Below are 26,370 nucleotides of genomic sequence, written 5' to 3'. Positions count from 1 at the left end.
CAGCCCTGTTTATTGCGCTTTAGCATTGCTTGCCATACTGAGTTGTAACCGGCCTCAAACCGACAAGAGGAATAGTATTCTAACAGGTAATGGAAAGGGGAAATATTGGGACCTTGTCTGCTCTAGCAATGGATTGAATAGGTATAACCAAGTGATTTGGCCAGGCCGATCTTACACTGATAAACTAAAAGGAATACCTTCCTATACGTTGCTATTCACTCCAGAAAACAAACTGAGATACTACATGAATATTGACTCAGCTACAATTATTGATATGAACACTGTAGCTGGTGATATACAATACAATCCTGCCACATTTAAGCTCAAGGATAACCAGATAAAACTCAGTGGAGATACTAGCGAGATTTTACTTTTGAACGAAGATATAATGGTCCTTAAGCAATTAAGACGAGGATATATCAAGGTTTACATTCCTAGTATATGGCAAGAAAAATCAGAGTCGTATAAGCTAAAATTCAGGTAGCCTGCTTTACTACACCCCTTCAAATACCTCAGCCCACTCAATGCCAACCTTCGGCAGCGTATGCACTGGGATAAGGTGGGGCGTGTAAACCTCGCAACGGTCCTTGTCACTTTTGTTTCTATGCCTTCACCCACCATCCTCACTGTGCCTGGCTTAGGCAGTTCCGGCTCAGAGCACTGGCAAACCTACTGGGAACAGCACTACGGCTACCAGCGCGTTCAGCAGCGGGACTGGGATAATCCGATTTGTGAAGACTGGGTGCAGAACCTTGAAGCAGCAGTAGCCGCTGCGGGCTCTGGCGTAGTGCTAGTGGCACATAGCTTGGCCTGCGCTACTATTGTGCACTGGGCCCAAACCACCCAGCACCAAATAAAAGCAGCGTTGCTGGTTGCGCCCGCCGACGTAGACCGCCCCGATTTTCCGCCGGAGGTGACTGGCTTCGCTCCCATGCCCCTGGTTCGCCTGCCGTTTGCGAGCGTGGTGGTGGCTAGCACGAACGACGAGTACGTGACCTTGGTACGGGCGCAGCAATTCGCAGAAGCGTGGGGAAGCCGGTTAGTGAACGTGGGCGCGCTGGGCCACATCAATTCCGAGTCTGGCCTACGGCTATGGCCGCAGGGGCACACGCTGCTACAAGAGCTGATTTAGAAGGTTCAGCTTACACCAGAGCGGGTTTTTAGTGCTATGGAAAGAATGTAGAAATCCGATGATCCTCCGGCGCCCGAAGCCGTTTAGGAAGGTATGTTCTTGCCAAGAAACAGTGTGGGTTGGGTGCTGTGGAGCCTACTGAGCCTCAGTGCTTGTGATGCTCGGCGCTCTGCGCCGCCACCTACTGCTGCTTCCTCTCCTAATTCTGCCGCTACCATGCACGCCGACCAAAACCGCCTGTACGCCGATGTGAAGTTCCTGACCTCTTTGCAGCCTGCCCGCCACTACCGCAACCTGGCGTCATTGAATCAGGCCGCCGATTACATCAAGGCAGAGTTTGAGAAGCTGGAAGGGGTAGTGCAAGAGCAGCCGTTTCGGGCCGACGGGAGGCAGTACCGCAACATCATTTTGTCGGTGGGCTCGGCCAGCGCACCGCGTATTGTGGTGGGGGCGCATTATGATGTGTTCGATGAAACGCCGGGTGCCGACGATAATGCTAGCGCCGTGGCAGGCCTGCTCGAAACGGCCCGCTTGCTGCATGCAGTTGGCTCCAACCTAAAGTACCGGGTCGATTTGGTGGCCTACCCCAATGAGGAGCCGCCCTACTTTGCTTCCGAGTTCATGGGTAGCGCCGTGCATGCCAAGTCTCTGCACGAAGCGGGCGTACCGGTGCGGGCCATGCTCTGCTACGAGATGATTGGCTATTTCCGCGACGAGCCAAACTCCCAGCGCTTCCCCAACGAGCAACTGGCGGCCCGCTACCCCAGTACCGGCAACTTTATCACGGTAGTAGGCCGCACGGGCCAAGAAGATTTCACGCGGCAGGTGCAGGAGTTGATGCAGGCCAAGGCCGACATTGACGTGCAGCGCATCAACCTGCCCGCTGAAATGGGCCTGGCTGGCCTTTCCGACCACCGCAACTACTGGACTTATGGCTACGAGGCCGTAATGATCAACGACACCGCCTTCCTGCGCAACCCCAACTACCATCAGCGCTCCGACACCATCGAAACCCTGGACTTCCGGCGAATGGCCGAGGTAGTAAACGGCGTGTATGCGGCCATTCTGGGGTTATAGGCTGCTTGTTGCGCTACGCACAAATCCTGTTCCTTTGCCTTGGTTTATCCTTTCTGCTGAACTGGCCTAGGCATGCTTTCTCACCCGCACGAAATATTCTTGGAGGTAGCCCGGCAACTGAGCTTCACCAAAGCCGCGCAGACCCTGTTTTTGAGCCAATCAGCGGTGAGCAAGCAGGTAAAGTCGTTGGAGGAGTATTACAAAACCGGGCTGTTTGAGCGGCTGGGTAACAGTATTCAGCTCACGCCGGCTGGCGAACTGCTTTACCGCAAGCTGCTACTAGCCCGGCAGCTCCAGCACGAGCTGCATCAGGAGTTTACGGAGCTGAGCCCTACGTTTTCGCCGCAGGTACACATGATTATCGGGGCGAGCACTACCATTTCTCTCTACGTCATTCCGCCGGTGCTGTCGGCCTACCTGGGCCGCTACCCCCATACCCAACTCACGCTCAAAAACCGCAACTCCGAGAACATTCTGAAGGCTTTGCTGGAGCACGAAATTGACCTGGGCATCATTGAGGGGATTCATAAAGTCAGCAACGTCACCTACACGCCTTTGCTGACTGATGAGGTAGTGGCGGTGTGCTCGGGCCGCAACCCCCTGCATCGGCGCGAATTGCAAGCCCAGGATCTGCGACAGGTGCCTGTGGCACTACGCGAAACCGGCTCCGGTACGCTGGCGGTGCTGGAAGAGGCTTTGGCGGAAAAAGGTATTCGGCTGACAGATTTGCCGGTGAAAGTGCGTTTAGGTGGCACCGAAGCCCTGAAGAACTTTGTGCGGGTAGATACCTGCCTCGCTTTCCTACCCCGGCAATCCGTCATGAAGGAGTTAGCGGTGGGCGAATTGGTGGAAGTACCCATTCATGACCTAAACCTGGTGCGCCACTTCGATTTTGTGCAGCGCAAGGGCACCGAGAATAATCTGCCTTACAAGGAATTTGTGCAGTTCGCACGGCGCTACTATTCCAAATAGGAATAGCCTATTCCAATTTGCCGTTTGTAGACGGCATAACCTCCGGTCAGTTTTGCGTTGAAATCCACGCTATGACCACCCTCCTTGCTACCACCTCGCGCCTGCAAAAGCTACACTGCGCTGCCTGCCGCACTCCCTATTCTGCTTTCAGCCTGCAGCGTATTTCCGACTGCTGTGCCCAACCCTTAATAGCCGACTACGAGTTGCACGAACCTTTGTCGAAAGCGGCTGGCATTTGGCTCCAGGAAAACTCTATGTGGCGCTATGCGGCCCTACTACCCCTGCTCGATGAAGCAAACCGGGTAACACTAGGCGAAGGCTGGACGCCCCTGCTTTCCCTACCCCGCCTAGGAGCGCGCTACGGCTTCCAAGACCTACAGCTTAAAGACGAAGGCCAGAACCCTACCGGCTCGTTTAAGGCCCGGGGGCTAAGCATGGCCATTTCCAAAGCCAAAGAGTTAGGCGTGAGAGGCTGCATTATTCCCACGGCTGGCAACGCGGGGGTGGCTATGGCCGCCTACTGCGCCCGGGCGGGTATGCGAGCTGTGGTGGTAATGCCGCGCCACACTCCCCAGGCTTTCAAAGAAGAGTGCTATTGGTACGGGGCCGAAGTACATTTGGTAGACGGTCTGATCAACGACTGCGCGGCCCGCGTACGGGAGCTTAATGCCGCTGGCGAGCTGCTGGATGTTTCAACGCTTAAGGAGCCCTACCGCCTCGAAGGCAAGAAAACCATGGGCTATGAAATTGCCGAGCAACTCAACTGGTCGGTGCCCGATGTGCTGCTGTACCCCGCTGGCGGTGGTACAGGCCTTATTGGCATCTGGAAGGCTTTCCGCGAAATGCAACAACTGGGCTGGCTGCCCGCCGACCTGAAGCTGCCGCGCATGGTAGCGGTGCAGGCCGCAAATTGCTGTCCGCTGGTAGAAACCCGTGCCGGTCGGCAGGCTAACTGCCACGCCTACGTGGGGCAGCCTACCATTGCTAATGGCTTGGCAGTGCCTCGGCCGTTAGGAGAGCCGCTAATGCTGGAAGTTCTAAACGAGTCAAAAGGTCTGGCCCTACCCGTCACCGACGACCAAATGCTGGTGGGCCTGCGCGAGTTGAGCAAGGAAGAAGGTCTGTTCGTAGCGCCTGAGGGAGCCGCCGTCTGGATGGCAGCGCGCCATTTACTAAGCACGGGCTGGATCCGGGCGGAAGAGCAAGTGCTGTTGCTGAACACCGGCTCCGCGCAGAAGTACCTAGAAAACATTGTAGGTAAAGCCCAGCCTAGTTAATAATAGCAGGCAGTTACTGCAGAGGCTATGCCCATGTTTTACCCTGGGCCTATTTAGCGTTTCTCCTGATCTGGGTAGAGCAAGCCAGTCAGGTAGAGTAGATTTCACAAAAGCCCTCCATCTTCAACTAGGTGGAGGGCTTTTGTATGTGTTAATAATACATTGGTGTGATTTTGTAGGGGCAATTGTGGAAAACGAGTAATAATTACTAAAAATGACTGTGAATTTAGGGGTGGTTTACCATGAATGGGTAGTATAAGTGGTATATTGCCATTGAAAACAATGGTGGTATTTCAAAATAGTGGTATGACTTCCAAATCTGCCCCCTTTCGCCCTGGTCTCAGCTTGCTGATGTTAGGCGTTTTCCTGATACTGGCTCTGGTAGCTGCCTTCGTGGAGGTTCCGCATCCGGTAGCCGAGCCCGGCTCGCTTAATGCTGCCGATGTAGCCTGGATGCTGACCGCCACCGCCTTTGTGCTGATCATGACCCCTGGGCTGTCCTTTTTTTATGGCGGCATGGTACGCCCTAAAAATGTCATCAGTACCATGTTACAAAGCTTTGTAGCGTTGGGCGTGGTATCTGTGCTATTCTATTTCGTGGGGTTTTCTCTCTGCTACGGCGACTCTTGGTACGGCCTTATCGGCGACCCGCGCACGTTTATGTTGTTGCGCAACGTAGGCACCGCGCCCAACCCGGCTTTTGCCGCTACCATCCCCTTTATTCTCTACTTCGCCTTTCAGCTGAAATTTGCCATCATCACCCCAGCCCTGATTACCGGCTCCTTCGCTGAGCGGGTCCGCTTTAAAGGCTATCTGGCGTTTATGGTGCTGTTCAGTCTGTTCATTTACTGTCCGCTGGCGCATTGGACCTGGCACCCCGAGGGCTTCCTGCGCAAGTGGGGCGTGCTAGATTTTGCGGGCGGTACCGTGGTACATATTTCGGCTGGTGTGGCTGCCCTAGCTGGTGCTATGGTGCTGGGCCGGCGCTCGGCCAACCTACGCAGCTCATCTTTCTCTACTCCCAATGTGCCCTACGTATTGTTGGGTACCGGACTGTTGTGGTTTGGCTGGTTTGGGTTTAATGCGGGCTCAGCCTTGGGAGCCAATGAGTTGGCGGCCCTGTCGTTTGTGAATACGAACCTGGCCTCAGCGGCGGCGCTTATGGCTTGGCTGCTGATTGAGGTGGCCCGGGGCGGTAAGCCTACCGCCGTAGGAGCCTGCACTGGGGCCGTGGTGGGGCTGGTAGCCATTACGCCCGCCGCTGGGTACGTTGGCTACGGGCAGAGCATCCTGTTCGGAGTATTGGCGGCCATTATTAGTCACGCTGCCGTGCACTGGCAGAACTCGCGCACTACCATCGACGACACCTTGGATGTGTTTCCCTGCCACGGGCTGGGCGGTATTGTGGGCATGCTGCTTACGGGAGTGTTTGCCGATAAAGTAGGCCTGATTCACGGCACGTTTACCACTTTCGGCTACCACTTGCTGGGGCTGCTGATTGTTATCACGTATTCTTTCGTGGGAGCCTGGGTTCTGCTGAAAATCACGGACCGCATCTTCGGCCTGCGCGTGAAAGTGCAGGAAGAAGAGTTGGGCCTCGATTTAAGCCAGCACGAAGAATCTACTTACCACATTGATGAGGATTTTGAGCGGACCTACCGCCGCGAGCTGGCCCCGGAAAATGCCTAGCCCAATTTCCTGCCCCCGTTGTTAGGCCAAAGGCATAGCTAGATTACATGCAAGAGGGCCACCGGATTCTGCCGGTGGCCCTCTTCTATTCAGTAGTCGTGTTAAGCAACCAGAAAAGATACTACCCCAGCGCTGTGGACCACAGATAAGCCAGCCATATAACGAACAGCAGCCCAACTATTCCCTTTTGCGCGTCTGTTTCGGGCAGGAATATACTGATGGCGGCTCCGGCTACCCCCAGTACAATAATTAAAGCCGCCGCCACAATAGCCCATGTGCGGGCTTTGCGGGTAGCGTACGGCCGAAGCGCCACCGTTATCGGGAATAAGGCAGCCAATAAGCTGCCGCCTAGTAAAGCCAGGCCACCTACTTCAGCAAAGGTGCCCACAGTCAATAGGATGGTAGCTGTCAGTAGCACTCCGGAAAAGGCCAGGGCTTGTCGGCGCTGGGCCTCAGAAAGGGCATGGCGGCCGTAAGGGTTCAGCAACAGCAGCCCATTGAACATGGGGTCGGCAAACCAGCTCATGAACACCAGAGGCAGATAAATGGGCAGCAATACTGGTACGAAGCGCACTAGCACATACAGCCCAATAAATAGCAGACGGCGCATACCGCCGCCCAGCTTTTCCGTCCAGACCGTGAAGCGCAGGAAGGCCCGATACAGCCAGTACTGGGCCTTCAGGGACTCTACTAACCCTTCGCGAGCGTAGTTGGAGGTAGGCTGGCGGCGCAGGGCGTCGCGGAAGTGCTCCAGGGCCTCGCGGTGGCGACCAGCTTCCAGGGCAACCCAGCCGGCGTCGGCATGGGTGCCGGCGTCGTCAGGGTCGTAGCGCAGGGCTGTTTGCAACGAGTCTTCGGCATCTTGGGAGCGGCCGAGGCGGGCCAGGCAGCGGCCGCGCAGCCCCAGGCAGTCCACATGCTCAGGGTCGTAGGCCAAGCCCATTTCGGCGGCCCGCAACGCACCTTCCCACTGCCCCCGCTGAAACCGAATCAGGCCGAGGGTGTGATGGTAGTTCGGGTCAGTAGGGTCTAGGCGTAAGGCTTCCTCAATAGCTTCCTGGGCCTCGTTGAGGCGGTGCTGACGCTGGTGGGCCAGGCTGAGCAGGTAGTACGCAAAGTCAAACTCCGGCGCCAAGCCGATGGAAATTTCAATGTGCTCTTGGCCTTCGGGTAGCTGCCCCAAGTCCAGCAGCGCCATGCCCAGCCAGGCGTGGGCCAGGGCATCGTTGGGCTCCTGGTGCAGAATGCGGCGCAGTTCCTGTTCGGCCTGAGCCGCCCGGCCCTGACGCAGCAGCAGTAAAATCCGGTCGGGCCAGTTAGCTTGTTCCATGGGGGTAGGAGATTAGGAAAGCGGAGTACGGGCAGGCTGAGAAATAGGGCAGAGTACCTGATATACTAAGAGCAGGCCCGCAAAACAAGCAAGAAAACCAGCTGCTTCGGTTGCTCCATCAGCGTTAAGCCAGTTGCCATGCCCATTAACTAAGGCCATGCTGCCTGGGCTAAGAAGCAATGTGGCCCCTAACGGCCATTTACGAACTCCTTGCTGCCATTTGAAATAACTGTTGCGCAATGCAAACATTACGCCTCCTATAACTGCCAACCACAACACTGGGAGCGGAATAGGCGGAAATAGAGCAAGTGCAAACGTTGCAGCGGCCCACAGCAGGCCAGCGTAAAACCAGCCATCCTCCAGCAAAGGTTCTGGGCCAACTAATGCATAACGCACCCGCAAAATGATGCGGGCTCCCAATGCTAAAAGCAAGGGTAAAGCCAGCAGAAGAGGCCTAGATAAATACGTTAGCAGAGAAAAGTTGCTGCCTGACAGAGAGGTATCACGCCAACGTTGCAGCCAGAGAAAAGGCAATTGCGAGTAATGTTGCAGCAGCCTGGCGTCCCGCAGTTTGCGGGTAGCCTCCGGCTGATTGGGCTCCAGAAGAAGTATATCCTGATAAAGAATAACGGCTTGGGCTAGTTGCTGCCGGTCAAACGCAGCTTCAGCTTGCCATTCTAGTACTTCCCGCAACGACTTGCGCGACTGATCAGAGGTAGGCCTGAGCCGAACGGCTTCCCTGAAGTGCGACTCTGCTACTGAAAGCTGCTGCTCACGAAATGCCTCCTCGCCCTGTAGTTGATGCGCTATGGCATGGTTTGGGTGCCAATAAGTTAAGCGCCGGATTGTGTCTGCCGCGTCGCGGCGTTTGCCCAGGCGCCGCAAGGCTATAATGCGCTGATAGAGGCATTCGAGATGACCTGGAAAAATGCTTAGCCCCGCAGTAGCGGCTTCAAGTGCCTCCTCAAAGTGCCGACCTGAGTTTGCAATGACGGCTTTGTAGCCTAGGTATGTAGCATTACGGGCATCAAGCCGCAACGCTTCGGTAATAGCCCGCGACGCCTCAATCTGCTGAGCGTTTCGTAGCAACAAAGCACTATGAAAGTAATGCGCAGCGGCTTGTTGCGGGTCAAGCGCAATGGCCTGCCGAATGGCCGTTAGCCCTTCCGCAATCCGCCCACTTTGGCTTAGCAACGTCAGGGCTAGCAGCTGGTGAGCCTCGGCTTCCTTCGGCATAGCGGCCAGTCGCTGCCGTACCAACCGTTCTGCTTGTTCTGGCCGGTGCACATCGAGAAGGTGATGCACAGCTTCCTGCCACCGGGAGTGCTCGGCGTGGTTCATCCTACGGAGGCTTACAGCTTACGCCGAGGGCTTCTTGATACCCAAGTACACCAGAATGTCGTCGTAGACGCCGCCTTCGTTGGAGTAGAGGGCGTAGTTTTTGGCCGTGGCAAACCACTCGCGGGTGCTGGGCTTCACTTTGCCGATGGCCTCTTGGAAAGTAGCTTGCTCCAGGGGTAGGGGCTTGCCGGCTTTCATTGATTCGCGCAAACGGGCTTCTACGGCCACATCTACTACAGCCTGCAAGTCGGCGCCGGAAAAGCCGGCGGTTTGGGACGCCAGCTTGCGCAGGTTTACCGAGGGCGCTACGGGCTTGCCCTGCAGCAGCACTTCCAGCACGGCTTCGCGGGCGGGCTCATCGGGCGGCGTAACCAGCAGAATCCGGTCGAAGCGGCCGGGGCGGCGGAAGGCAGAATCGAGGTGCCAGGGTGCGTTGGTGGCGGCCAAAATCAGTACACCATCGTTGGAGCGGGTAGCGCCGTCCAGCTCCGAAAGGAACTGGTTGATGACGGTGCGGCCGGCGCTCTGGCGCAAATCGTGGCGGTTGGCAGCCAGAGCATCTACCTCATCAAAAAACAGGACGCATGGGGCCTGCAGGCGGGCCTGCTCGAAAATCTGGTGCAGATTCCGCTCGCTGTTGCCCAGCCACATATCCAGAATATCGTTGATACCAACGTGGATAAAGCTGGCCTGCACCTCGCCGGCCGTAGCGCGGGCCAAGTGGGTTTTGCCACAGCCAGGCGGGCCGTAAAGTAGCAGCCCGCCGCCGGCCGCCTTGCCGTAGGCTTTGTACAGATCAGGAAACTGCAGGGGGTGAATAATCTTCAGCCGGATTTCCTCCTTAATGGCCTCCATACCGCCTACATCGGCAAACGTAATCTTAGGGCGCTCCAGTCCGCTGAACAGGTTTTGTTCAATACTGCTGAAATCGTCGTTGGGGCCGGCAGAAGTATCGGGGTTTGCGCCGGGGAAGGGGCGAGGCGCCCCGCCGTGGGCGGGCTGGGCCGTGGCGCTGGCACCGCCGCGCAGGCGGGCCGCCAACTCCGCGTCTTCCAGAGTAGGATTGTAGTGCAGGGCGGTTTGGTAAGCCTCCCGAGCCGCCGTTACCTGGTCGGTAGTTAATAGCACGCGGGCGTGCAGCAGGTGGGCGCGGGCGTGCTCGGGGCGGGCCGCCAGCAACTCTTCTACCACCACAAAAGCCGCGGAAGTTTTGCCCAGACTGGCATAGGTTTCGGCCAGACCCAACTGCAAATCGGGGTCGTCGGGGGCTTGGCGGAGGCCGGTGCGGTAGTGCTCTTCCGCTTCAGGCAGGCGGCCCGCCTGTACCAGCAGGGCAGCAACGTGCTTGCGGAGGGGTAAGTTATCGGGCGAGAAGGATAAGGCTTCCAGCAAGGGTTGAATAGCGGACGAGTCGGGCGTAGCGGGCATAGGTATTCTTACAATAGGTCAATAGCTGCAAGCTACGCAGATTTACGCCCCGCCGGAATGGCTGAGTCAGGTTCTGACCGAAAACCGGGGTAGGGGCCTACCCCTCTAAGGGCCGCTAACCTCCCATTTTGCTCAGCACAAACGACACCAGGAACCCCAGCACTGTAATCAGGCCCGTGAAATTGTGGGCTACTTCGAAGGCTTCCGGAATCATGGTGTCGGCCACCATAGCCAGCACCGCCCCTGCCGATACGGCCATGGTAGCGGCTATAACTTCCTCTGAAAACCCACTGAACACGGAGTAGCCCACCAAGGAGGCTACCCCGGAAATTAAGGCAATACCGGCCCAAAGGCCCAGCACATAAGCTGGGGTACGGCCCGCCTTGCGCATGCCGGCGGCGCTGCTCAGGCCTTCGGGTAGGTTGCTCAAGAAAATGGCTACTACGGCCACCATGCTTACCGCGCCGCCCGTCAGCATGCTCAGGCCAATGACAATGCTTTCGGGAATTCCGTCGAGCAGGGCGCCAATGGCCAGGGCCATGCCGTTGTCGGAGCCCGAGGGGGCGGCTTCGGTTTGGCCTTCCTGCACGGCTTGGCGCTCCTGAGCCTGGTGCTCACCGGAGCGCTTGCGATGTTTGGCGCCGTGGCGGGCCAGCAGCCAGTTAGCTAAAGTGTACGCAGCGGCCCCACCCACAAAACCACTGGCCGTAGCGCCGAAGCCCCCTTTCTTGTAGGCTTCTTCCATCAGCTCCAGGGAAAGCGTGGAAATCAGGACGCCGCTGCCAAAGGCCATGATGGCCGCAATAAGCCGCTGCGGAACGCGGGCGAAATAGCCGGTAGCGGCCCCCAGCAGCAAAGCCGAGCCCGAAACCAGGCCCCAGAAGCCAGCTACGGCCCAAGTAGGGAAGTCAAACATAGAAAATGAGGGGAGAGGGAGAGACGGGACACGGCAGAAGCCGGAACTGAACCGTTCAACGCAGCCTCTTCGCGGAAGGATGCACCTTTCTCCGACTTTGCCTACCCCCGAAAACGGGCTAACACCGCTTCAAACTCATCGGGAGAGAGGCCGCCTACCTCTACTTTCTTGAATGGTGCAGTGTGCCCGCTGAGCAGCGTCAGGCTGGATTTTGCTACCCCGAATACGTCAGAGAGGTAGCTGAGCAGGCAGGCGTTGGCCTTGCCATCCTGGGCGGGCGCGTTCAGGCGCACGGTTACGCTGCCATCGGGAGCAATTTCCAGCTGGTTGCGGCGGCCGTTGGGTTTGGCTTTCAGGTGCAGAACCGGCACGGGTTAAGCGGGGTCGTTGTAAGCATCGTACACGTTCCAGGCCCAGAGGGCCACGGGCACGATAATCGTCCAGCCAAGCAGAAACCCAACAGCTCCGCCCACCAGCCAAATAAGAATAGCCTTCAGAATCTGGCCCTTTACCAACTGGCCCAGGCCAGGGAAAAAAGCGGAAAGCAAAGCAGGCAGGCCGTAGGTCGTTTTCATGACTAGAAAAGGAGGAGGTTGCGGGACGAGGACAGGGTAGGAGAGGTTAGGTGTTCACGCGAGCCTGCCCGAAAGGGCAGCGACTCAGGACTACGCAGCGGCCGCAGGCGGGGGTGTGAAAGTAGCAGCATTTTTGCCCATGAAACATCAGGGCCTCGTGGTGGTCGTATACCTGCTGGGCATCCCAGCCCACCGGGAGCAGGGCTTCCAGAAGGGCGTGTGCAGCTGCTTCGCCTACTTTCGGACCAATCAGCCCCAGGCGCTGGGCCACGCGGTGGTGATGACTATCGACGGGCATGGCCGGCAGGCGCAGGGTACTGAACAGGAGTACGGCGGCGCTGGTTTTGCGGCCTACCCCCGGCAGCTCCTCCAACCAGGCCCGCGCCTCCGGAATGGGTAGCTCGGCCAGAAACTCCAGGTTGCAGGGCCCGCCGCAGCGCTGGCTTACCTCGCGCAGCACCTGCTGCAGGCGCGGCGCTTTTTGCTCTGGCCAGGTACACGGGCTGATGGCTTCCTCTACCTCAGCGGTGGGCGCGTCGCGCACTAGGTCCCAGGTAGGGAAGCGGGCCCGCAGCTGCTGGTAGGCCCGATGCGAATCTTGGTTGCGGGTGCGGTGCGAGAGCATGGAACTGATCAGCTCGCTGAGCGGGTCTTTGGAGCTGAAAAACCGGAAGGGTGCTCCGTACTCCGCGCATAGCCGCTCGTGCGCCCACAGAGCCAGCTCTTGGCGGGCAAAAAAGGTTGGATCGGAGGTCAGGGGTAGGGAAGAGGATGCCACCCTAATGCGTACGCAACAAGCCGGGGAAGGGGTTAAGCTCATCCTACAAAAAAGCCCCGGCTTATAAGGCCAGGGCTTTTCTAAAAATACAAAAGCTGGTTACAGATTTCCCCGGTTATAGAGCAGCACTGCCTGCCGGACGTTGTTTTGCTGCTTGCCGCCAATAACCAGCGGCACCACGGCCAGCGGAATGGCCGCGTACATCAGCGGCGACACCGAGAAGCCGTTGTTGCCGCCGAAGCTGGAAAGCACCCCGGCCAGCATCAGCCCGCCTGCCCCAATGTAGCTGAGGGTGGTGATGCGCTGGTAGCGCCGGGCGTTGGCCAGCAGTTGCTGGGCACCGGGGTTATCAGTAGTAGCTAGCTGCAGGTTCCGGATGCTTAGGTCCTGAATAGGGCCGTTGTCTTTGCTGAAATACTCCTGGCGCACCGTGCGGTAGCCCCCAAACCCACCATAGCCGCCGTAAGGGTAGCCGTAGCCATAGCGGCCCATGCCGTAAGGGCTGTAGCCGTAGGGGTTGTTCATGTACTGCTGGCTGGTAATAGAGTAGAGGCTGATGCGGCCCACCCGGTCGCGGCGCAGAGTGCTTTCGCGCTTCGAGCGGCCGGGCAGGGTAGTACGCACATAGAAGCCGGTTTCATCCTCGTAGTAGCGCACGTCGTTCAAGTCGAGGCGCTGCTGCCCGTCAACCAGCACGAAGGTGCGGCCGAGCAAAGGCTGCTTCAACTCTACATCGTAGCCGCGCAGCACCTGGCCGTTTTTGAGGCCTACGGCGTAGCGGGTGGTGTTGGCCGGCGGCAACTGCGCCTGTGCCGGCGCCTGGCGGCGCGCAGAATCCGGCACTGCGGGCGGAGCCACAGCCGTTGGAGCCGGCGCGGGGGCAGCCGGAGTAGCGGCCGGGGCCGGGTTAACGGTGGCCGGTGGGGTAGGGACCGGGCGGGGCGCGCCGGGCAAGGTATTTAGCTCGCGTGGAGTTTGCTGGGCGAGAGCAGGCACTGCCACCGTGCACAGCAGCAATAGGGAGAGAGAGCGAAACGACATACAGGCAAGTAAAGCGGTAAAGTCGGGAGGAAACAGGCGCCGGAACAGGAATCTGTGGGAACAGCTACACTCTGCGGGCTGCAGTACCGACGAGTTCCATGCTAACAGCCAGCCCCCGGCGAAGGTGCCCGGCCTACGAAGCAAACGAAATAATCCGTTTTCGCTGTATAAGCAACCTTCATAGCCGGAAAAGAACCAAGAGTCTGCTGTATTCTCAGCAGATTCCGCCTACCCCCAAATGGTTGCATAACCCCGCCTACCTACCTTGTTTTACTAAGGCCTATGCCTACAAAGAGGTATGGATAGAAGTGGGTTTTTCGCTACGTTGTTCTGAGCCTCACGAGCAATAGCAGCTCTTTTCACTCATTACTTACTCTCTTTAATTGCCCTGTGCTTTAGCGCAGCAATTTTTCCAGCAGGTTGATGCTGTCTACCATATTGGCGCTGGTTTCAAAATCCAGGGGTTTCAGGATATAGCCGCTGACCCCCAAGTTCTGGGCGTTCAGGCGGTCCACATCCATGCCCGAGGTAGTGGTGATGAAAACCGGAATGGTACTCAGCTCCGGATGATTTCGGATTTCGGCCAGAAACTCGTGCCCGTTCATCTTGGGCATGTTCAAATCCAGCAGAATCACCTCAGGCAAGGGACGGATGGGCTCTACGCCATTGCTGCCTAGTAGCATGTCCAGCGCTTCCAGCCCATTGAAAGCTGTATACAGTTTATGCGGAACGCTGAATTTCTCAAAGGCCTTCTGGGCCGTCATCGTGTCAAAAAAATCGTCTTCAACGAGTAGTACAGAGCGCATGAGGTGAGATAGTGAGGTGGTGAAATGGTGACAAGATTTTACCGGCGTGTTCGCGCTGCCTGAGCGTCAACCCCACCGCTTTACCATTTCCTATTTGGGCCAAGTGAAAACGAAAGTGGCCCCGGCGCCTTCTTCCGATTCGATGTGAATGGTACCTTTCTTTTCTTCGATGATGCGTTTTACGATGCTCAGGCCAATGCCGGTGCTTTCCGCGGTGTTTCGGTCGCGTAAGGTTTGAAACATCAGGAAAACCTTCTGGTGAAACTGCGGCGCAATACCGGGGCCGTCGTCTTGCACCCGAAACTCGTAGCACTCACCAATGTCTCGGCAGCTTACGGTAATCAGGCCGTCGGGGCGGTTGTGATATTTGGCGGCGTTGCCCATCAGGTTGGTAAATACCTGCTGCAGGCTGAGGCGGTCGGTGTTAAACGTAGGCAGGGAGGTAGGCGTTTCCACCCGGAACGTGGGCGGAACCACTAGCTCGGAAACTTCCTGTATCAGCTGCTGTACCTCCACAGGCTCTAGCGGCTGCTCGGTGCGGCCGGCGCGGGCATAAGCCAGCAAGCCATTAATCAGGTCTTCGAGGCGGTGCAGCCGGCCCTTCATCATGTCGAGGTACTGGCGCATCTGGGGGCTCAGCTCGTGGGGCAGTTCGTCCTCAATCCATTTTACCACCGTTACTACCCCACGCAGGGGCGCTTTCAGGTCGTGAGAGGCCACGTAGGCAAATTGGTCTAGCTCGCGGTTGCGGTTTTCCAGGGCCGTGAAGCTGGTATCCAGGGTCTGGGTCATGCGGTTGAGAGCTGTAGCTAAGTTGCCGAGGCTGTCTTTTTCCACGTCGGTTATTTGCACCGAGTAGTCGCCCTCCACCACTTTGTTGGCTAGCTCCTCAATGATGTGAATGCGCCGGGCTACCGCATCGTTGTTACGGGCCAGTTCCTGCTGCAACTCCTCATTGGCTCGCACTTCCTTCGTGATTTTCCGAAAAAGCCACAGCACAATGATGGCCGCCAGCACCGCCGATACGACAATGGCCAGGGGGGTAGTGTTTTCAAAGAAATCCTGCTGCTTCCGCCGCTCCCGCAGTAGGGCTTGCTCCTCGGAGTGCATACGGTTCAGCAAGTTCCGGAGCTGTTGCTGCCGGTTCTGGTCGCCGCGTACCAGCTCCCGCACGGCCTCATTGCTTGGGGTGCGTTGGGGCCACTGGCTGAGGTAGGCTATTTCGGCGGCCATTGTCTTATGCAGCGTATCGAGCCGGTACTGCTGACTTGGATTGTCGAAAGTGAAGCTGCGCAGGAGCTGATAATCAGCCTCCGACTCGGGCAATACCCGCCGGAAGCTGGTCAGGGCCGACGTATCGTTGAGCAGCAAGTAGCTACGAATGTGACTTTGGGCATCGCGCATGTGGGTGCGCAGGTTAGCCGTGCCCTGCAACACCTGATAGGTGTGCTCCACCCGCTGCGTGTAGTAGGCCAGTTGCTGAATGCTGTACCACGATACCGCTGAGGTCAGCAGCAGCACGCCTACGGCAATGATGAAGCCCAGAATGATTTTGGTGTTTAGCTTGAGCCCCATAGGTAGTAGTGCTGCCAAAAAAATTACGGTCTGCAAGGTACGGGCTGAGTCGCTTTGCTGCATGCCTTTTCCTGGGCTGAGGCAGGTAGGGTGCGTATCTTCGGGCCGGAAAGCGGTGCACATAGCATTGCTACCCCCTCATCGCCAGCCATTGCCCTCATGCCCGACCCGATTACCAGCCCCCAGAATCCGCGCATCAAAAACCTGCTCAAGCTCCAGCAGAAGTCCTCGGAGCGGCGTGCGCAGGGACTGACCATTATTGAGGGGCTGCGGGAACTGACTATTGCTCACGGGGCAGGGGTAGTAGTGCCCGCCCTGTTCGTGTGCCCTGACCTAGCCGGCCCCGAGCGGCTGCAGCAGCTGCGGACACTGTTCGGCAGCGGGCAAACCGAGTGGTTCGATGTATCAAAAGCGGTGTTTGAGAAAGTAGCTTACCGCGAAGGTTCCGATGGAGTGCTGGCCCTGGCTGAGCCACCCCGCCTTACCCTCGACGAGTTGCAACTGCCAGCCGCAGCTCTGCTGTTGGTGCTGGAGGCCGTGGAGAAACCAGGCAACCTGGGCGCTATTCTGCGCACGGCTGATGCTGCCCAGGCGACGGCCGTCATCGTCTGCGACCCGCGCACGGACCTATTCAACCCCAATGCTATCCGCAGCAGCATCGGGTGCTCGTTCACGGTGCCCACCATTGCCACTACCCGCACCGAGCTGCTGGATTGGTGCCAGCGCAAGGGTATTAAAACCTACGCCGCCGCCCTCACCGAGCGCGCCGTGCCTTATACCACCTGCGACTTCCGCGGGCCAACGGCCTTGGTAATGGGTACCGAAGCCGATGGCCTGACTCCTGAGCTGATGCAGGCCTGCGACCATACCATCATCATTCCTATGCGGGGCGCCATTGATTCATTGAATGTGAGTACGGCCACAGCCATCCTCACTTTTGAGGCCGTGCGGCAGCGGGAGGAGGAAGGCGCTGGTTATCCTCCTCAGTTATAATCCGCAGGTAAGATGTAAGTAGAGCCGGTGTCACTTGCTTGGGCAGCTGATGGCTGGCCCGGTACTGCCGGATGGTATGGTAAAGCTGCCTGCGATTCCAGGCGGTAGTCTTACCAAAGCCAAAAGCCGAAACGCCTAGGAGACTGAAGGCCACAGGGGCGACCCAAGGGTCATAGTAATAGGAATTGTAGTTGGGGGCCACGCCGCCCGTGCGCGGATCAGGGTTATAGTGTTTGCCCAGCACGCTCACGATAGGCACCGGCGCCCCGGAAAACTGCATAATCCTGAGGCCGGTTTTCCACTTGGCGTAGTAAAGCCGGATAACGGCCCGGGCCGTGTCGTTGAAGCCATAGGTTTCCTCAAAGCCCAACTCCGAAAGCCGATACTCATACGGAGCAGGTTTCAGGTTCATAGCGGCAGCGGTTGTCGCAACGTCCTGGGCGGAGGCAAACGAAAAACAGGTAGTTGTGAGGAGGGTAACAATAAGTAAACGTTTCAGCACAGGCACTTAAAACTTAGGATAGAGAAAAGCCCGCTCAGCTTCCGTACGGTTGCTGAAACGGGCATGTCCTTCAAAAGTACCAGAAGTCTTACTTCTGTGCAATACGAGCTATAGCTCAGTAATCCTGGATAGACAGTAAATTAATTCCACTGGTTGGAAGTAGGAATACTGCTGCGAAAAATAGGTTTTCGGCCGGAAGCACACACTTATTTGCTCTTTTCTGAATGCCACATTAGCTCGCCGGCGCGAGCCGTAGCAACAGGGTTTACATCCTCATCAAACAGCCAAAAGTCAGCGGTATAGCCTGTTTCCAGTAAGCCCAATTGGTCGTCGAGTCCTAGCACACGAGCCGGATAAAGGGAAGCCATACGAAGGGCCTCAGCCAGCGGCAAGCCTACTTGTTCCACGCAGTTGCGCACGGCCAAGGGAAGCGTCAAGGCCGAGCCTGCCAAGGTGCCCTGCTCGTCTACGAAATGGTTGCCTTGGCGCTGGAAGCGGTAAGCGCCCTGCTGGCTTTCCGTAACGGCATCGGTAATTAGGAACAGGCGTTCTGACATCAGCTTTTTGCTGATGCGCACGGAGGCAAAGTCGCAGTGCACACCGTCGGCAATGATGCTGGCTTGAGCCGCCGATGCATCATACACGGCCCCCACCAAGCCCGGCTCTCGCCCCTGCAGCCCCGACATAGCATTGAACAGATGGGTGGCGGCCCCAAAGCCGTTCTGGAAACCAGCTGTAGCCTGGGCATAAGTGGCATTAGAGTGACCCGCCGACAGGATCACCCCGGCCTCGCGCAGCTTGGCCACAACCGCAGGGGTAGCAACTTCAGGGGCTAGCGTCATCATCTTTAGCATGCCATCGGCCCGCATAAGCAGTTCCTCTATTTCTGCTACCGTAGGCGCATGAATAAACTCTTCCTGGTGGGCTCCTTTTTTAACGGGGTTGATGTATGGGCCTTCCAGATGGATACCCAATAACCCCGGCTGCTGTTTACAAAACTCCAGGCCTACTTCCAGTGCCCGGTGCATCATATGCAGGGAGTTAGTGGGCATAGTAGCCATGAAGCCAGTAGTGCCATGCCAGAAGGTATGCCGGGCCAGCGCTTCCAGTGACTCGACGCCTGGTGACACCGAAAAAAGCTGCCCCTCGGCGCCGTATATCTGCAAATCCAGCAGGCCCGGTGCCACGCTCAGGCCGCGCCCATCTACTGCAAGCACATCATCGGGGGCCACCAACTCGGGTAAGATGGCTGCAATCCGGCCTTCCTGAACAAGCAGGGCATGATGATGAAGCACCGTAGTTCCGGTGTAAAGGGTGCAGTTGCGGAGAAGATAGCGCACGGAGTAGGAGGCAAGTGAATGACAAGGTGCATACGGTAAAGCCCGGAAGATGCTACACTTTCGCGGCCGTCGCAAAGCCATATGTCAACGCGCCTACCCCTGCTGCGTACCAGAAACCCTATTGGCGCTTGCCTTTCATTTCACTACCCCCCTTGGTCTATGCAGACAGAGCACCGCACAATTCTCGTTCAAGGCCATGTGCAAGGCGTTTTCTACCGCCAGAGTACCCAGCAAGAAGCCCGTCGGTTGGGATTGGTCGGCACGGTCCGAAACAACCCCGATGGCACTGTTACGGTGGAAGCCGAAGGCACCCCGGAAGCCCTAAGCGCGCTGGAAACCTGGTGCCGAAAAGGGCCGCCCGCCGCGCGGGTAAAGTCAGTGGAAGTACAGTCTGGCTCCGTACAAGGCTATGGCGAGTTTGAAGTCGTTCGAGGCAAATAGGACGATGAAATACTGGCTCTATCTACTACTGGCTATTCTGGCTGAAACGGCTGCCACTACTGCTCTGAAGGCCTCCGAGCAGTTTACCCGACTATGGCCAAGTATTGTGGTGGTAGTGGGCTACGGGCTGGCTTTTTACTTATTAAGCGTAACCCTCAAAAGTATTCCAATGGGCATAGCCTACGCAGTCTGGTCGGGCATTGGAATTGTATTGATTACGCTGGCAGGGGTAGTGTTTTACCGGCAGATACCAGATGCCCCGGCCCTAATCGGTTTAGGGCTGATTCTGGCTGGCGTCATCGTTATCAACGTCTTCTCCAAAACATCAGCACACTGAGGAGCATGCTGTTCCGAGGCCATGAGTATTTTTGGTATGCTACAAACTGTGATATTGTTGAATAGGAGAGTGGTAGTGTCGATAAGCGCGCTTCAGTAAGCAATAGCTATAGCAAAAAGAATAAAAAAGGGGCGCAGCCATTGGCTGTGCCCCTTTTTTATTCAGTAAGCAAAAAGCTTAGTCTACTTTCTTGGCTGAGCGCAGACGCTCGTTCTCGTCGAGCAGGATTTTACGCATCCGCACCGACTTCGGCGTTACCTCCAGGTATTCATCCTTCTGGATGTATTCCATGGCTTCTTCCAGCGAGAACTGACGCTTGGGTACGATTTTCACGTTTTCATCCGAGCCCGAAGCACGCATGTTGGTGAGCTTCTTGCCTTTCTGAATGTTGATGGTCAAATCGTTGGGGCGAGTGTGCTCGCCGATAACCTGGCCAGCATATACTTCCTCACCCGGATCAACGAAGAACTCACCACGGTCCTGCATCTTGTCGATGGTGTATGCGGTACCAGGGCCCGTTTCCATCGAAATCAGCGAACCAGAGATACGGCCCGGGATTACGCCTTTGTAAGGCTCGTAAGCCGAGAAGCGGTGGTTCATGATGGCCTCACCAGCGGTGGCGGTCAGCACGTTGTTGCGCAGGCCAATCAGGCCACGAGCCGGAATGTTGAACTCCAAGTGCTGTAGGTCACCTTTCGGCTCCATGATAGTCAGCTCGCCTTTGCGCATGGTTACCAGTTCGATAACCTTACCGGCGGTTTCCTCCGGTACGTCAACTACCAAGTGCTCGATAGGCTCCAGGCGGTTGCCGTCTTCGTCCTCACGGAACAGTACCTGCGGCTGGCCTACCTGCAATTCGAACCCTTCGCGACGCATAGTCTCGATGAGTACTGACAAGTGAAGGATACCACGGCCGTACACCAGGAAGGTGTCTTCACGGTCGGTTTCTTTCACGCGCAGGGCCAGGTTTTTTTCAGTTTCCTTGAACAGACGGTCACGTAGGTGGCGCGAGGTCACGAACTTACCTTCTTTACCAAAGAACGGCGAGTTATTGATGGTGAACAACATGTTCATCGTCGGCTCGTCGATGCTGATGGTCGGCAAAGCTTCGGGGTTTTCGGCGTCGGCGAGGGTGTCGCCAATATCGAAGCCTTCGATGCCGGTTACGGCGCAGATTTCGCCGGAGCTAACCTCTGCCACCTTGTTTTTGCCCAGACCTTCGAATACCTGCAGCTCCTTAATCTTCACCTTCTTGATGGTGCCGTCGCGCTTGATCAGGCTCATGTTGGCGCCTTCACGCAGCGTACCGCGGTGCACACGGCCGATGGCGATACGACCCACGAACGATGAGTAGTCGAGCGAGGTAACCTGCATCTGTGGGGTACCTTCCAGCTGGGGGGCAGCCGGGATAGATTCTACCACGGCGTCGAGCAGCGGAATGATGCTGTCGGTTTTTACTTTCCAGTCGGTGCTCATCCAGCCCTGCTTCGAAGAGCCGTACAGCGTCACGAAGTCCAGCTGGTCTTCAGTGGCACCAAGGTTGAACATCAGGTCGAAAACCTGCTCATGCACCTCGTCGGGACGGCAGTTTTCCTTATCTACTTTGTTCACCACCACGATGGGCTTCAGGCCCAAGTCAATGGCTTTGCCCAGTACGAAGCGCGTTTGGGGCATGGCACCTTCGAAGGCATCGACGAGCAGCAATACGCCGTCGGCCATCTTCAGTACACGCTCCACTTCGCCGCCGAAGTCGGCGTGACCAGGGGTGTCAATGATGTTGATTTTTACGTCTTTGTACCGTACCGATACGTTCTTGGAGACGATAGTAATGCCCCGCTCACGCTCCAGATCATTGTTGTCCAGAATCAGGTCGTCGAACTGCTGGTGTTCGTCGAAAAGCTTCGAGGCGTGAATGATCTTGTCCACCAGCGTAGTCTTGCCGTGGTCAACGTGCGCAATAATGGCGATATTCCGAATGTTCTGCATACAAAGGGTTTTCCGGGCGCAAAGGTACGGAATGTTTAGCGCAATAACTCGCAGTAATTAATTGTTAATGAGAGAGGAAGAAACTGCAAGTGAGAAAACAGACAACTCGTTGGGTAGCTGAGGTTCCCGCCAGCATATAGAAATAGCTATGCAGCGTAGTTTCGGGCGTACGGCTCCCCGTGGCACTAGGCTCTGATGGCTTGTGTCTCCTGAGAGAAGAGGTGAGAAGAAATTCTTTGCTAGGCACCGTGCCCTACCCCTGCCGCAGGCTGTAACCATCCGAAATTTAGCGGCCTGGGCTGACTTCCCAACCCAAACCATTCGGCAGTTTGCTTGCCCTGCGTTTCTACCTTTGCGAACCGTTCGTTGCCAAATCCAATCCAACGGCTCATTTCGTTTGTTGATGCCTCGGGGCATAAGCTCCGCAGTACCGTTTTCAGTTTCCCTATGTCAACCCAGGTTCATTCTGATTCCATTGCCGAGCTGCAGGAAGCACTGGCACCCGCCCGTCAGCAACTGGTAGCGCACGGCGTGTACCAGTCATTACATTCCCTCGATGATCTGCGCGTGTTTATGCAGCACCATGTATTTGCCGTGTGGGACTTCATGTCGTTGCTGAAAGCCCTGCAGCGGGAGCTCACTTGCGTGGACGTGCCGTGGGTGCCGCGTGGCAACCCTACCACCCGTCGCCTCATCAACGATATTGTGCTGGAAGAAGAAACGGACGTGGACCCCGAAGGCAACCCCGCCAGCCATTTTGAGCTGTATTTGCGGTCCATGCGTGAGTGCGGCGCCGACACCGCTCCCATTGAGCAGCTATTGGCAGCTTTAGCCGAGGGCAACACGGTAAGGGAGGCTTTGGTGAAAGCGCAGGCCCCAGCTTCCGTGCAGGAGTTTGTGCTGGATACCTTCCGCATTATTGAATCAGGTAAACCGCACGCAGTTGCAGCGGCCTTCACCTTTGGCCGGGAAGATGTTATTCCGGATATGTTCCGCCATTTGGTGCACGATCTGCGCCAGCGCTTCCCCGGTCAGCTCGACACCTTTACGTACTACCTAGACCGTCATATTCAGTTGGACGAGGAGGTGCATACGCCTCTGGCCCAGCAAATGGTGAGGGAGCTTTGCGGCACCGATGCCCAACGCTGGCAGGAAAGCCGTGAAGTGGCAGCCCGCTGCATGCAGGCCCGCGTGTCTCTCTGGGATGGTATCCGGGCCGACTTAGCCCAAACACAGGGGTAGGGGGCCAACCTCCCGACCGCCAGCCCGTTAGCAAGGAAGCCAGCCCACGTGGAGCTGGCTTCTCTTGTTACGGCCATGAACCTGCCTTCCTATATTCGATTTACCCTTCCTGCGCTGGCTTTGCTGGCGGCTTGTACTACATCACAGGAAACTACCGGCGAGGAAAGTGCCGTGCGGCGTCCACCCACTCGGATTCTCACTGATGCCGACCGGCAGGCCGCGTACAACAGCAACGCGGGCTATGGCGGCTCTGTGCCCGACGCCACCCCTGGCCGCGTGCTTCTGGGCGAACAGGCTAGCGGCATCAATTCCCGCAAGCGCCCTGAAAGTCTCAACACTAACGACAACAACACCACCTCACCCGAAACCCGGCTACGCCGGCTTAATGGTGCCCCAGCCGATACCTTGCGCCTACCCCGGCAATAAGCAGCTTACCTCCGCATCGAGCAAGGAACCGTTTCAAGAAAAAGGCCCGCTGCTTTTGGCAGTGGGCCTTTTTCTTGAAACGGTAGATAGGGAAGCAGCTATTACAGCCCTACCTCGTTGATGATGGAGCCGTTATCGGGGGTAGGGGAGGGCGTGTTATTGGAAGCCGGTTTTTTAACTGATGACCGTGAGCGGCTGGGCCGAGCGGCCGTCGGCGAAACTTTGGCTGCTGCTGAGCGGCTGGGCCGAGCGGCGGATACCGGTGGCGCCTCAGGCAGGTCGGTGGTAGCTGTGGAAGTCTCTGCTAGTGTAGAAAAACTATCTGAGGCGCCAGGGGTACCGGCTTCGTGGTGGCGCACGATGGTGTGTAGCGCTTCCTCAAACAACTGTTCGATGTCCACGTCGAGGCGTCGGGTAGCGTCTTTTACTACCTCCTTCAACTTGGCCTTCGTTTCCTTCCGAATCCGTTTTACTACCTCATCAATCCGGTCGTCGAGCTGTTTCTGCAGGTGCTTGGCGGCCGTTTTGAGAGCTTTTTTCTGGTTGGTTTTCTTGCTGTTACGTGCCTCTGTAATAGTAGAAGAAGCGGATTCCTCTGCCTTAGCCGCTTTACGCTGAGCTTTCTCGGCCGGGTCTTTTTCCAACTTTTCCTTTTTGGCAGGTTTTTCCTTCTGGTTTTTCATAATGCAAGCGTTTGTAGGGAGATGCGTCTTCAAATACGGTAAAACTCCACTATAAGTGGCTGGAGCGTAAAAGGATTTTAAGGCCGAGTTGTTTTAGGAAAGAGTGTCCTCTGCCTAATTAGGGTAGCCCAGCACGTAAATGCATGCTAGCCGAAGTACGCATAGGCTAAGGGGTAGCAACTCAGCCATGGACAAGGAATAAGCCTGATTCCTCTTTTTACTTGTTCCTTTGCACTCCCATTGCCCGGCCCCTAGGTTGGGTTTGTTTTGAAAATTCGATTTCCGCTTTCTATATGTCTTCTGCTCCCCAACGCTATACCGTCACGGCGGCCCTGCCCTATGCCAACGGTCCTGTTCACATCGGTCACTTGGCCGGCGTGTACATTCCTGCCGATATCTATGCCCGTTACCTGCGTGCCCAGCAGCGCGACGTGAAATTCGTGTGCGGCTCCGATGAGCACGGGGTGCCCATCACAATTCGGGCCCAGAAGGAAGGCGTGACGCCCCAACAGGTGGTCGATAAGTACAACGCCATCATCCGCGACTCTTTCCAAGATTTTGGCATCTCCTTCGATATCTATTCTCGTACCTCCTCCCAAACGCACGCTGAGGTAGCCAGCGGCTTTTTCCGCAAGCTCTACGAGGAAGGGAAATTCATTGAGCAAACCTCGCAGCAATACTATGATGAGAAAGCCGACCAGTTTCTGGCCGACCGTTACATCGTAGGCACCTGTCCAAACTGTGGCAATGAAAATGCCTACGGTGACCAGTGCGAGAAGTGCGGCACTTCGCTCAGCCCTACGGAACTGATTAATCCTCGTTCCATGCTCTCGGGCAACCAGCCGGTGCTGCGCGAAACCAAGCACTGGTACCTGCCCCTGGACCAGTACGAGCCTTGGCTGCGCGAGTGGATTGTGGAAGGCCACAAGCAAGACTGGAAAACCAACGTGTATGGGCAGTGCAAATCCTGGATTGACCAGGGCCTGCAGCCTCGCGCCGTAACCCGCGACCTGGACTGGGGCGTGCCGGTGCCGGTGGAAGGAGCCGAGGGCAAAGTGCTCTACGTGTGGTTCGATGCCCCCATCGGCTATATCTCAGCCACCAAAGACCTGCTGCCCGATACCTGGGAAACCTATTGGAAAGATCAGGGCACGAAGCTGGTGCACTTCATTGGTAAGGATAACATCGTATTCCACTGCATCATCTTCCCAGCGATGCTCAAGGCCCACGGCGACTACATTCTGCCCGATAATGTGCCGGCCAACGAGTTTCTAAATCTGGAAGGCGACAAGATTTCAACCTCGCGCAACTGGGCGGTGTGGCTGCACGAGTACCTGCAGGATTTCCCTGGCCAAGCCGATGTGCTGCGCTACGTACTCTGCGCCAACGCCCCAGAAAACAAAGACAACGACTTCACCTGGAAGGATTTTCAGGCCCGCAACAACAACGAGCTGGTAGCCAACCTGGGCAACTTCGTGAACCGGGCCGTGGTACTCACCCACAAATTCTTCGAAGGCAAAGTGCCGGCTGCCGTAGGCTTTACCACCGAGGACGAAGACGTGCTACGTCAACTCCAGGAGTTCCCGGCGCGCATTGGGGAGTTGATTGATAATTACCGCTTCCGCGACGCACTGAACGAGCTTATGAACCTCTCGCGGCTAGGTAACAAGTACCTGGCCGATATGGAGCCCTGGAAGCTCATCAAGACGGATGCGGCGCGCACGGGTACCGTTCTGCATGTAGCCCTGCAGCTGGCGACCAGCCTGGTTACCCTGATGGAACCGTTCCTGCCTACGGCCGCCGCCCGCCTCGGCGCCATGCTCAATACCGAGAAGGTCACCTGGCCGCAAGCCGGCCGCCCCGATTTGCTGGCTGCCGGGCATCCGCTAGCTGAAGCCGCCCTTCTGTTTACAAAAATCGAAGACGCCACGGTGGAAGCGCAGGTACAGAAACTCCTCGACACCAAGAAAGCCAACGAATTGGCCGCCGCCGTTTCTGCTCCTGCCAAAGATGACGTCAGCTTTGAGCAGTTCCAGACCATGGACCTGCGCATCGGGACCATTGTAGCCGCCGAGAAGGTTGCCAAAACCAAGAAGCTCCTGAAGCTAAGTGTTGACCTCGGCTTCGAGGAGCCGCGCACCATCGTCTCGGGTATTGCTGAGCACTTCCTGCCCGAAGCCCTCATCGGTCAGCAGGTGCAAGTGCTGCTCAACCTTGCTCCCCGCGAAATCAAGGGCATCCAAAGCCAGGGCATGCTCCTGATGGCCGAAAACGCTGACGGCTCTCTGAGCTTGATGCAGCCTAGCAGCCCCGTGCGCCCAGGCTCTGGGGTGGCGTAATCTGACGCCTCAACCCAAACGAAATACAAATGGGCTGTCCTACTCTTCAAAGAGTAGGACAGCCCATTTGTATTTCGTTTGGGTTACCATCTAGCGCTGCTGCTATCAAGCCATGCAATGCACGAAATCCCACTGGAACCCCAA

General features: G+C 56.9%; 25 protein-coding genes. 11 read left to right on the top strand and 14 right to left on the bottom strand.

Going from position 1 to position 26,370, the window contains the following annotated elements:
- Positions 1 to 604: 604 nt before the first annotated feature.
- The 5 genes from DNI29_RS12720 (at position 605) to DNI29_RS12700 (ending at position 6,147) form a co-directional block, all read left to right on the top strand.
- Positions 605 to 1,132: an RBBP9/YdeN family alpha/beta hydrolase gene (locus DNI29_RS12720; RefSeq protein WP_110978490.1), complete on the top strand. Its 528-nt coding sequence runs from the start codon at positions 605 to 607 to the stop codon at positions 1,130 to 1,132.
- A gap of 216 nt (positions 1,133 to 1,348) precedes the next feature.
- Positions 1,349 to 2,209, top strand: a complete 861-nt coding sequence (locus DNI29_RS12715) for a M28 family peptidase (protein ID WP_110978489.1) — start codon at positions 1,349 to 1,351, stop codon at positions 2,207 to 2,209.
- Positions 2,210 to 2,281: 72 nt separating this feature from the next.
- The gene (locus tag DNI29_RS12710) at positions 2,282 to 3,181 is read left to right on the top strand and encodes a LysR substrate-binding domain-containing protein (RefSeq protein ID WP_110978488.1); all 900 of its coding nucleotides are present in this window, start codon (positions 2,282 to 2,284) and stop codon (positions 3,179 to 3,181) included.
- Positions 3,182 to 3,252: 71 nt separating this feature from the next.
- Positions 3,253 to 4,458 (top strand): threonine synthase, encoded by a 1,206-nt coding sequence (locus DNI29_RS12705; protein WP_110978487.1) that lies wholly within the window; start codon positions 3,253 to 3,255, stop codon positions 4,456 to 4,458.
- Positions 4,459 to 4,764: 306 nt separating this feature from the next.
- Complete coding sequence (locus DNI29_RS12700; protein ID WP_202910444.1) at positions 4,765 to 6,147, top strand: ammonium transporter; 1,383 nt, start codon at positions 4,765 to 4,767, stop codon at positions 6,145 to 6,147.
- A gap of 121 nt (positions 6,148 to 6,268) precedes the next feature.
- On the opposite strand, the gene DNI29_RS12695 is transcribed toward DNI29_RS12700, so the two are convergent.
- The 10 genes from DNI29_RS12695 to DNI29_RS12650 all read right to left on the bottom strand — a co-directional run bounded on the left by DNI29_RS12695 (position 6,269) and on the right by DNI29_RS12650 (position 15,937).
- On the bottom strand, positions 6,269 to 7,477 hold the full coding sequence (locus DNI29_RS12695) for a tetratricopeptide repeat protein (protein ID WP_110978486.1): 1,209 nt from the start codon (positions 7,475 to 7,477) through the stop codon (positions 6,269 to 6,271).
- A 12-nt stretch (positions 7,478 to 7,489) separates the two neighbouring features.
- On the bottom strand, positions 7,490 to 8,818 hold the full coding sequence (locus DNI29_RS12690) for a tetratricopeptide repeat protein (RefSeq protein ID WP_110978485.1): 1,329 nt from the start codon (positions 8,816 to 8,818) through the stop codon (positions 7,490 to 7,492).
- Between the two features lie 18 nt (positions 8,819 to 8,836).
- Positions 8,837 to 10,246 (bottom strand): ATP-binding protein, encoded by a 1,410-nt coding sequence (locus DNI29_RS12685; protein WP_110978484.1) that lies wholly within the window; start codon positions 10,244 to 10,246, stop codon positions 8,837 to 8,839.
- Positions 10,247 to 10,361: 115 nt separating this feature from the next.
- Positions 10,362 to 11,162: a ZIP family metal transporter gene (locus DNI29_RS12680; RefSeq protein WP_110978483.1), complete on the bottom strand. Its 801-nt coding sequence runs from the start codon at positions 11,160 to 11,162 to the stop codon at positions 10,362 to 10,364.
- 101 nt (positions 11,163 to 11,263) lie between these two features.
- Positions 11,264 to 11,533 carry a DUF167 domain-containing protein gene (locus tag DNI29_RS12675; protein WP_110978482.1) on the bottom strand — a complete coding sequence of 90 codons (270 nt, stop codon included), beginning with the start codon at positions 11,531 to 11,533 and terminating at the stop codon, positions 11,264 to 11,266.
- Between the two features lie 3 nt (positions 11,534 to 11,536).
- Entirely contained in the window at positions 11,537 to 11,737 is a 201-nt protein-coding gene (locus tag DNI29_RS12670) for a hypothetical protein (protein ID WP_110978481.1), read from the bottom strand.
- A 46-nt stretch (positions 11,738 to 11,783) separates the two neighbouring features.
- Positions 11,784 to 12,515 (bottom strand): endonuclease III domain-containing protein, encoded by a 732-nt coding sequence (locus DNI29_RS12665; RefSeq protein ID WP_238388081.1) that lies wholly within the window; start codon positions 12,513 to 12,515, stop codon positions 11,784 to 11,786.
- Positions 12,516 to 12,614: 99 nt separating this feature from the next.
- The gene (locus tag DNI29_RS24740) at positions 12,615 to 13,556 is read right to left on the bottom strand and encodes a hypothetical protein (RefSeq protein WP_202910442.1); all 942 of its coding nucleotides are present in this window, start codon (positions 13,554 to 13,556) and stop codon (positions 12,615 to 12,617) included.
- A 395-nt stretch (positions 13,557 to 13,951) separates the two neighbouring features.
- Positions 13,952 to 14,362 carry a response regulator gene (locus tag DNI29_RS12655; RefSeq protein WP_110978479.1) on the bottom strand — a complete coding sequence of 137 codons (411 nt, stop codon included), beginning with the start codon at positions 14,360 to 14,362 and terminating at the stop codon, positions 13,952 to 13,954.
- A gap of 90 nt (positions 14,363 to 14,452) precedes the next feature.
- Entirely contained in the window at positions 14,453 to 15,937 is a 1,485-nt protein-coding gene (locus DNI29_RS12650; RefSeq protein ID WP_162303601.1) for a sensor histidine kinase, read from the bottom strand.
- A gap of 54 nt (positions 15,938 to 15,991) precedes the next feature.
- Between DNI29_RS12650 and DNI29_RS12645 the strand changes: the two genes are divergently transcribed.
- On the top strand, positions 15,992 to 16,930 hold the full coding sequence (locus DNI29_RS12645) for a TrmH family RNA methyltransferase (RefSeq protein WP_238388080.1): 939 nt from the start codon (positions 15,992 to 15,994) through the stop codon (positions 16,928 to 16,930).
- Here DNI29_RS12645 and DNI29_RS12640 read toward each other — a convergent pair.
- Both DNI29_RS12640 and nagA read right to left on the bottom strand, forming a co-directional pair.
- A complete protein-coding gene (locus tag DNI29_RS12640) occupies positions 16,869 to 17,342 on the bottom strand; it encodes a hypothetical protein (protein ID WP_110978476.1) in 474 nt (157 codons plus the stop codon). The two genes, DNI29_RS12645 and DNI29_RS12640, sit on opposite strands and share 62 nt — an antisense overlap.
- Before the next feature lie 296 nt (positions 17,343 to 17,638).
- A complete protein-coding gene (gene nagA, locus DNI29_RS12635) occupies positions 17,639 to 18,772 on the bottom strand; it encodes an N-acetylglucosamine-6-phosphate deacetylase (RefSeq protein WP_162303600.1) in 1,134 nt (377 codons plus the stop codon).
- 159 nt (positions 18,773 to 18,931) lie between these two features.
- On the opposite strand from nagA, the gene DNI29_RS12630 reads away from it, so the two are divergent.
- Positions 18,932 to 19,213, top strand: coding sequence for an acylphosphatase (locus tag DNI29_RS12630; RefSeq protein ID WP_110978474.1), 282 nt, complete (start codon positions 18,932 to 18,934; stop codon positions 19,211 to 19,213).
- Between the two features lie 4 nt (positions 19,214 to 19,217).
- Positions 19,218 to 19,550, top strand: coding sequence for a DMT family transporter (locus DNI29_RS12625; protein ID WP_110978473.1), 333 nt, complete (start codon positions 19,218 to 19,220; stop codon positions 19,548 to 19,550).
- 177 nt (positions 19,551 to 19,727) lie between these two features.
- Here the strand turns inward: DNI29_RS12625 and typA are convergent, their stop codons facing one another.
- Positions 19,728 to 21,536, bottom strand: coding sequence for a translational GTPase TypA (gene typA, locus DNI29_RS12620; protein WP_110978472.1), 1,809 nt, complete (start codon positions 21,534 to 21,536; stop codon positions 19,728 to 19,730).
- Positions 21,537 to 21,983: 447 nt separating this feature from the next.
- Here typA and DNI29_RS12615 point away from each other — a divergent pair, with 447 nt between their 5' ends.
- Positions 21,984 to 22,778, top strand: coding sequence for a DUF3050 domain-containing protein (locus tag DNI29_RS12615; protein ID WP_110978471.1), 795 nt, complete (start codon positions 21,984 to 21,986; stop codon positions 22,776 to 22,778).
- Positions 22,779 to 22,853: 75 nt separating this feature from the next.
- A complete protein-coding gene (locus tag DNI29_RS12610; RefSeq protein ID WP_110978470.1) occupies positions 22,854 to 23,204 on the top strand; it encodes a hypothetical protein in 351 nt (116 codons plus the stop codon).
- Between the two features lie 101 nt (positions 23,205 to 23,305).
- On the opposite strand, the gene DNI29_RS12605 is transcribed toward DNI29_RS12610, so the two are convergent.
- Positions 23,306 to 23,887, bottom strand: coding sequence for a hypothetical protein (locus tag DNI29_RS12605; protein WP_110978469.1), 582 nt, complete (start codon positions 23,885 to 23,887; stop codon positions 23,306 to 23,308).
- Between the two features lie 293 nt (positions 23,888 to 24,180).
- Here DNI29_RS12605 and metG point away from each other — a divergent pair, with 293 nt between their 5' ends.
- Positions 24,181 to 26,226, top strand: coding sequence for a methionine--tRNA ligase (gene metG, locus DNI29_RS12600; protein WP_110978468.1), 2,046 nt, complete (start codon positions 24,181 to 24,183; stop codon positions 26,224 to 26,226).
- Positions 26,227 to 26,370: the final 144 nt, after the last annotated feature.

The organism is Hymenobacter sediminis, assembly GCF_003231285.1.
GTDB classification, from domain to species: Bacteria; Bacteroidota; Bacteroidia; order Cytophagales; family Hymenobacteraceae; genus Hymenobacter; species Hymenobacter sediminis.
The sequence above is the reverse complement of the archived record's forward strand: the minus strand, read 5'-3'. Positions and strand labels throughout refer to the sequence as shown.

Excerpts from the sequence above, each read along its gene's own strand:
- DNI29_RS12700 (WP_202910444.1), top strand. The coding sequence starts at position 4,765 with ATGACTTCCAAATCTGCCCCCTTTCGCCCTGGTCTCAGCTTGCTGATG.
- DNI29_RS12690 (WP_110978485.1), bottom strand. The coding sequence starts at position 8,818 with ATGAACCACGCCGAGCACTCCCGGTGGCAGGAAGCTGTGCATCACCTT.
- DNI29_RS12610 (WP_110978470.1), top strand. The coding sequence starts at position 22,854 with ATGAACCTGCCTTCCTATATTCGATTTACCCTTCCTGCGCTGGCTTTG.
- DNI29_RS24740 (WP_202910442.1), bottom strand. The coding sequence starts at position 13,556 with ATGTCGTTTCGCTCTCTCTCCCTATTGCTGCTGTGCACGGTGGCAGTG.
- DNI29_RS12655 (WP_110978479.1), bottom strand. The coding sequence starts at position 14,362 with ATGCGCTCTGTACTACTCGTTGAAGACGATTTTTTTGACACGATGACG.
- DNI29_RS12605 (WP_110978469.1), bottom strand. The coding sequence starts at position 23,887 with ATGAAAAACCAGAAGGAAAAACCTGCCAAAAAGGAAAAGTTGGAAAAA.
- metG (WP_110978468.1), top strand. The coding sequence starts at position 24,181 with ATGTCTTCTGCTCCCCAACGCTATACCGTCACGGCGGCCCTGCCCTAT.
- DNI29_RS12630 (WP_110978474.1), top strand. The coding sequence starts at position 18,932 with ATGCAGACAGAGCACCGCACAATTCTCGTTCAAGGCCATGTGCAAGGC.
- DNI29_RS12720 (WP_110978490.1), top strand. The coding sequence starts at position 605 with ATGCCTTCACCCACCATCCTCACTGTGCCTGGCTTAGGCAGTTCCGGC.
- DNI29_RS12625 (WP_110978473.1), top strand. The coding sequence starts at position 19,218 with ATGAAATACTGGCTCTATCTACTACTGGCTATTCTGGCTGAAACGGCT.
- DNI29_RS12710 (WP_110978488.1), top strand. The coding sequence starts at position 2,282 with ATGCTTTCTCACCCGCACGAAATATTCTTGGAGGTAGCCCGGCAACTG.
- DNI29_RS12695 (WP_110978486.1), bottom strand. The coding sequence starts at position 7,477 with ATGGAACAAGCTAACTGGCCCGACCGGATTTTACTGCTGCTGCGTCAG.
- typA (WP_110978472.1), bottom strand. The coding sequence starts at position 21,536 with ATGCAGAACATTCGGAATATCGCCATTATTGCGCACGTTGACCACGGC.
- DNI29_RS12685 (WP_110978484.1), bottom strand. The coding sequence starts at position 10,246 with ATGCCCGCTACGCCCGACTCGTCCGCTATTCAACCCTTGCTGGAAGCC.
- DNI29_RS12670 (WP_110978481.1), bottom strand. The coding sequence starts at position 11,737 with ATGAAAACGACCTACGGCCTGCCTGCTTTGCTTTCCGCTTTTTTCCCT.
- DNI29_RS12715 (WP_110978489.1), top strand. The coding sequence starts at position 1,349 with ATGCACGCCGACCAAAACCGCCTGTACGCCGATGTGAAGTTCCTGACC.
- DNI29_RS12680 (WP_110978483.1), bottom strand. The coding sequence starts at position 11,162 with ATGTTTGACTTCCCTACTTGGGCCGTAGCTGGCTTCTGGGGCCTGGTT.
- DNI29_RS12615 (WP_110978471.1), top strand. The coding sequence starts at position 21,984 with ATGTCAACCCAGGTTCATTCTGATTCCATTGCCGAGCTGCAGGAAGCA.
- DNI29_RS12640 (WP_110978476.1), bottom strand. The coding sequence starts at position 17,342 with ATGAACCTGAAACCTGCTCCGTATGAGTATCGGCTTTCGGAGTTGGGC.
- DNI29_RS12650 (WP_162303601.1), bottom strand. The coding sequence starts at position 15,937 with ATGGGGCTCAAGCTAAACACCAAAATCATTCTGGGCTTCATCATTGCC.
- DNI29_RS12705 (WP_110978487.1), top strand. The coding sequence starts at position 3,253 with ATGACCACCCTCCTTGCTACCACCTCGCGCCTGCAAAAGCTACACTGC.